6 protein-coding genes are annotated in these 4727 nt (G+C 45.5%); 2 read left to right on the top strand and 4 right to left on the bottom strand.

Annotation, left to right across the window (positions count from 1 at the left end):
• Positions 1–505: 505 nt before the first annotated feature.
• A complete protein-coding gene (locus EV213_RS18670) occupies positions 506–1138 on the bottom strand; it encodes a KinB-signaling pathway activation protein (protein WP_133582090.1) in 633 nt (210 codons plus the stop codon).
• A gap of 249 nt (positions 1139–1387) precedes the next feature.
• Here EV213_RS18670 and gerD point away from each other — a divergent pair, with 249 nt between their 5' ends.
• Entirely contained in the window at positions 1388–2029 is a 642-nt protein-coding gene (gerD, locus tag EV213_RS18665) for a spore germination lipoprotein GerD (protein ID WP_133582089.1), read from the top strand.
• A 92-nt stretch (positions 2030–2121) separates the two neighbouring features.
• On the opposite strand, the gene EV213_RS18660 is transcribed toward gerD, so the two are convergent.
• From EV213_RS18660 to EV213_RS18650, 3 genes are read right to left on the bottom strand one after another with little or no spacing between them, the layout of a single operon-like run.
• Complete coding sequence (locus EV213_RS18660) at positions 2122–3174, bottom strand: Mrp/NBP35 family ATP-binding protein (RefSeq protein ID WP_133582088.1); 1053 nt, start codon at positions 3172–3174, stop codon at positions 2122–2124.
• Positions 3175–3195: 21 nt separating this feature from the next.
• A complete protein-coding gene (gene cwlD, locus EV213_RS18655) occupies positions 3196–3966 on the bottom strand; it encodes an N-acetylmuramoyl-L-alanine amidase CwlD (RefSeq protein ID WP_133582087.1) in 771 nt (256 codons plus the stop codon).
• Positions 3967–4017: 51 nt separating this feature from the next.
• A complete protein-coding gene (locus EV213_RS18650; protein WP_166639407.1) occupies positions 4018–4449 on the bottom strand; it encodes a DUF2521 family protein in 432 nt (143 codons plus the stop codon).
• A gap of 80 nt (positions 4450–4529) precedes the next feature.
• On the opposite strand from EV213_RS18650, the gene EV213_RS21010 reads away from it, so the two are divergent.
• Positions 4530–4727, top strand: a 198-nt coding sequence (locus EV213_RS21010) for a hypothetical protein (RefSeq protein ID WP_208112785.1), incomplete at its 3' end; no start/stop codon positions are given.

Raw genomic sequence — 4727 nt, 5'->3', positions numbered from 1 at the left:
ACTCCGCTCCTCTCAAAGCTTCACGCCTTGAAAGACAAACGTTTTCATTCCGCCTGAACTGATTAGATGTGGAGAAACGATCGCTTTCTTCGTTGTTTTGCTTTGTCCGGTGCTCATTGCCCTTATGGCAACTCCGCTCCTCTCAAAGCTTCACGCCTTGAAAGACAAACGTTTTCATTCCGCCTGAACTGATTAGATGTGGAGAAACGATCGCTTTCTTCGTTGTTTCGCTTTCTTCGTTGTTTCGCTTTGTTCGCTGCTCATTGCCCTTATGGCAACTCCGCTCCTCTCAAAGCTTCACGCCTCGAAAGACAAACGTTTTCATTCCGCCTGAACTGATTAGATGAGGAGAAACGATCGCTTTCTTCGTTGTTTTGCTTTGTACGTTTCTAATAGCCCGCAAAAGAAACTCGACGTCTCTTATATGAAGAAGACAGGTTTTTCACACTCCTTGACCAACTGACACGACGTCGCTTGTTCATTGTCGATATGACAAATCCCCCTTTTACGTAGAGGGGGATTCTTTTGTGTTCGCTTTTTGTGGAGTGACGAGTCTATGTAAAATCAAGAGCTGCCATGCGTTGCATAAAAACAATGGAAACACCATGAGAAACAGCCAGTCTGTTTGATTTTCTCTGAGTGCAGGAAACCATTCGACCATCGTAACGACAACCATTAAGAATAAAGCTGGCGTAAACGCTTGTTTGGAAGACGTGTCATATGCTTTTATCCCTGCAACGAAAAGACTCAACACCGCGAGAAGTAACGCTGGCCAAACATATGGAAACAGTGGCCCTTCTCCATCGGCAAAAATTTGGTAACGTAAATAAACAAAATCAAAAAGAGCAAAAGCTATCACGACGACCTGGACGCCATTCCATAAAGAAACGGATCGAAAAAGCCCTAAACCGAAGCGATGGATAAATAAATAAGCGAAAAACCCCATCTGACTAATTAAGCTAAAAATCGCCCCTACGCCTATGAGCCATAAGCCAACCACGAGAATTTCTCCGATGTTTCCTTGAGCAAACAGTTCTTTGTAGTTCTCCCAATCGACTAAAAACCCGGTAATGACTGTTGTAACCATCCCTATGGCGAGCGTTGTTAAAAATAAATACACCCACTTGCGACTATTCAACGTGTAAACCCCTTTATCCCGTGACATTCTAAGTTTATCCGATGAACGATAAACCATACGAAAAAAGTCCGTAAAATCATGCGCTCACGTGACCTTTTCTTCTCATTAAAGTTGCCTTTTGCCAATCGATGCATGTCTTTAAGATTGTATCACAAAATACCATGTTGCTAAGACGCTGATTTGTGAATAAATTTTGAGCGCTGTTTCATATTAAGGATATAGGCAGGCGGAAAGGAGTGCGAACGCACAATGAAACAAACAGCGTGTCTCCTCTTGTTGATTCTGCTGACCGCCTGCGGTTCCGGAGCACAGGCGCAACAACAGAACGACTACGACACAACCAAAAAAATGGTTGTTGATATTCTGAAAACCGATGAGGGCAAGGACGCTTTAAAAAACGTCATGCAGGATAACCAACTAAAAGAAACGATGGTCATGGATCAGGATTTCATTCAACAGGCGATGCGCTCGACGCTCATTTCAGAGGAAGCAAAGACGTTTTGGCAAGAAACCCTGAAGGATGGGCAAACAGCAGAAGCCATGGCGACAAGCATGGAGAAGGAAAACGAAAAGCTGCTTAAAAAGCTGATGAAGGACCCTTCCTACCAGAAAATGATGCTGGACATCCTAAAAAATCCAGAGATTGAACAGCAAATGGGCGATGTTCTTAAAAGCCAAGCCATGCGTGAATATTTGCAGACGGTCATTACAGAAACTCTCGATAGCCCTCTCTTCCAATCAAAATTAGAGGATACGATTAAAAAAGCAGGCGGTCAGAGTGGTGGACAAAGTGGTCAAGGACAAGACGGACAAAGCGGTGGGCAAAGTGGCGGAGGTGGCGAACAAGGTGGCGACTCCTCATCACAGCCTGATGAAAGTGGCGGAAGTTAAAATGACTTCCCAACGATGCTTTACTTTATCCGTCCCAACACTAAAGAAGAAGCCGATCACCCGCTACATGGGTCGATCGGCTTCATTCGTTTTTATGCGTCTAGAAGATCAATGACCTTCTGTGAAATTGTTAGATAGTCCTGGTAGAGACTGTCTCCTTCTTGATAAACAGAAGGTGAAAAATCTTCACGGTTCCAGTCCGGCTGCGCTAAAGGCAATTGACCTAAAAGCTCTGTTTGTAATTCTTCTGCGAGCTTTTCGCCGCCTCCTTTACCAAAGATGTATTCTTTCTCTCCAGTCACTTTGCTCTCAAAGTAAGACATATTCTCAATAACCCCAAGCACCTCATGCTCTGTCTGAATAGCCATTGCACCTGCTCGGGCAGCAACAAATGCTGCGGTCGGATGAGGTGTCGTCACAATAATTTCCTTGCTCGCTGGCAGAAGCTGATGAACATCAAGTGCCATATCCCCAGTTCCCGGTGGAAGATCGAGCAAAAGATAATCAAGGTCGCCCCACTCCACTTCTTTAAAGAAGCTGTTTAGCATCTTTCCAAGCATCGGTCCACGCCAGACAACTGGTGTATTGTCCTCGACGAAAAAGGCAGTCGATATCACTTTGACACCAAACCGCTCCACAGGATGAATGCGTTCGTTTTCAATTCGCGGGCGTTCTGAAATCCCCATCATATCAGGTACACTGAAGCCATAAATATCCGCATCAATGATTCCGACCTTTTTCCCGAGTCTCGCCAAGCTGACAGCCAAGTTCACGCTGACGGTTGATTTCCCAACCCCGCCTTTTCCACTAGCAATAGCGATGAACTGCGTTTTTGTGTCCGGTTTTAAAAGATCCGGGGTCTTCTTAATATGCCCGCCTGCTTTTTCAACCTCTTCAGCTGTGAGCTCCTCGAACCGGAGGCCAACTGTTTCCGCGCCAGCACCCTTCAACTTTTCAACAATCTTGCCTTGCAGCTCCATCTGTTCTTTTGAATTAATTTGCTGGAGAGCAATTTTGACGCTCACGTGTTGTTTCTCTGCATCCCATTTCACTTCACGTATGCCACCCGTGGCTTTTAACGATTTATGTAAAAAAGGATCGGTTAGTCCATAAAGCGTCTCTTTGATCTTCTTCTCGTCCAACATAATTGCACCCCTTTAAATTCCTTAAGCCTCTGTTTCCAGTATATCATATACACTCGGCTCAATTCGCCCTTGAGCGTTTGAGGATTCAGGGTTGGGTGTCTCTCCTTCATAGAAAAAGCGCAAAATGCCACGATATATAGCAGCGGCCATTTTTTCTTGATAGCTATCCTGCGAAAGCAGCTGTGCTTCAGCAGGATTGGAGAGGAATCCCGCCTCAAGAAGTGCGCTTGGCATCTCGGCATGCTTTAACAAAAACACATGATTGATCGGTTTTGCCAACCGTTGCGTATTTTGCAACTGATCACGAATTTCCTCCTGGATCGCGATCGCCAAGCGTTCATTTTCCTGAAGGGGAAAATAGAAGGTTTGCGCGCCATTCCATTTCGCTGACGGAATAGCATTCATATGCACAGACAAAAGCAAGTCTGCCTCGGATTGATGAATGATAGACAATCGTTTTTTTAAGTCTGCCGTTTTCCGTTTTGAGTAACCACGTACGTCTTCTGCTAAATCTTTATCCTCATGACGTGTCATTAGGACAAGAGCCCCTGCCTCTTGCAAATAATCGCGGATTTTGAAGCTCATCTGTAAGGCGATGTCCTTTTCAATGATTGTAGCATCACGGTTCACCGCTCCACCGTCAGGGCCTCCATGACCCGGGTCAATCAGAATGACTTTTCCCGACAATGGAAGCCCACCTATTGAAGGGGTATCCTGCCAACTAAACACGAGTAAGGAAAAACAAAACACGAGTACTGTTGAGAAAATACCGACCGTCCATTTGTATTTCATATGCGCCCCCTCCTCCTCTTTTTTTATATGGGACAAGGGTGGTTTTTATGCCTACTTCCAAAGACGAAGCCGCCAACGACGCATTCCATTCAAATACCCCTCACTCCACCAACGATCTATGTAATGCTCACAGCTGTACACAAGCGACTCCTCTGATGCCGGCGCACACCAATACAACAGAAAATCAAGCAATTCAGCAACGACCTCGTTTTCCACCTTAATCCAAGCACGTTTAATATCACGATCGCTCATCACTCTATGTAAACGACTAAAACGCGCACCATACAAATAGGACTCAAGAGCCACATCCGTACAAAACGGAACCAACGTATGCTCAAACAACTGCTCCGACGTCGTAAACGAAGCAAACAAAGCGCGCGTGCTTTGCTCAATATCTGTTAAACAAAGAGTTTGCAACACCTGCCTCTCAAAAAACAGCTCCTTCTCCAGCCGCCGCTCCTCCATCGAAATCACCTTCGCCACAAGCTCACGCCCCACATTTTTTTAGTAGCATGCACCAAAAAAGTTTAAATATGTAGAAGAAAAGCGAAGGCGAGTGCGTTTTGAAACGGAGGGCAGAACATCACCAAACAGAGAAATGGTTCTTTCATTTCTCTCGTTTGGGGATTTCTGTCCCGCAGTTTCAGCGAGCCGCAGCTAGACAAGAAAAGCGGAGCGCCGTACGTACAGAAGCGCAGGTCAGAACATCATTGGGCTGGGAAATGGTTCTCCACATTTCACTAGACCGAGGATTTCTGCGC

Source organism: Aureibacillus halotolerans, from assembly GCF_004363045.1.
GTDB classification, from domain to species: Bacteria; Bacillota; Bacilli; order Bacillales; family DSM-28697; genus Aureibacillus; species Aureibacillus halotolerans.
This window is presented reverse-complemented; position numbering and strand designations above follow the sequence as displayed.

Excerpts from the sequence above, each read along its gene's own strand:
- gerD (WP_133582089.1), top strand. The coding sequence starts at position 1,388 with ATGAAACAAACAGCGTGTCTCCTCTTGTTGATTCTGCTGACCGCCTGC.
- EV213_RS18660 (WP_133582088.1), bottom strand. The coding sequence starts at position 3,174 with ATGTTGGACGAGAAGAAGATCAAAGAGACGCTTTATGGACTAACCGAT.
- cwlD (WP_133582087.1), bottom strand. The coding sequence starts at position 3,966 with ATGAAATACAAATGGACGGTCGGTATTTTCTCAACAGTACTCGTGTTT.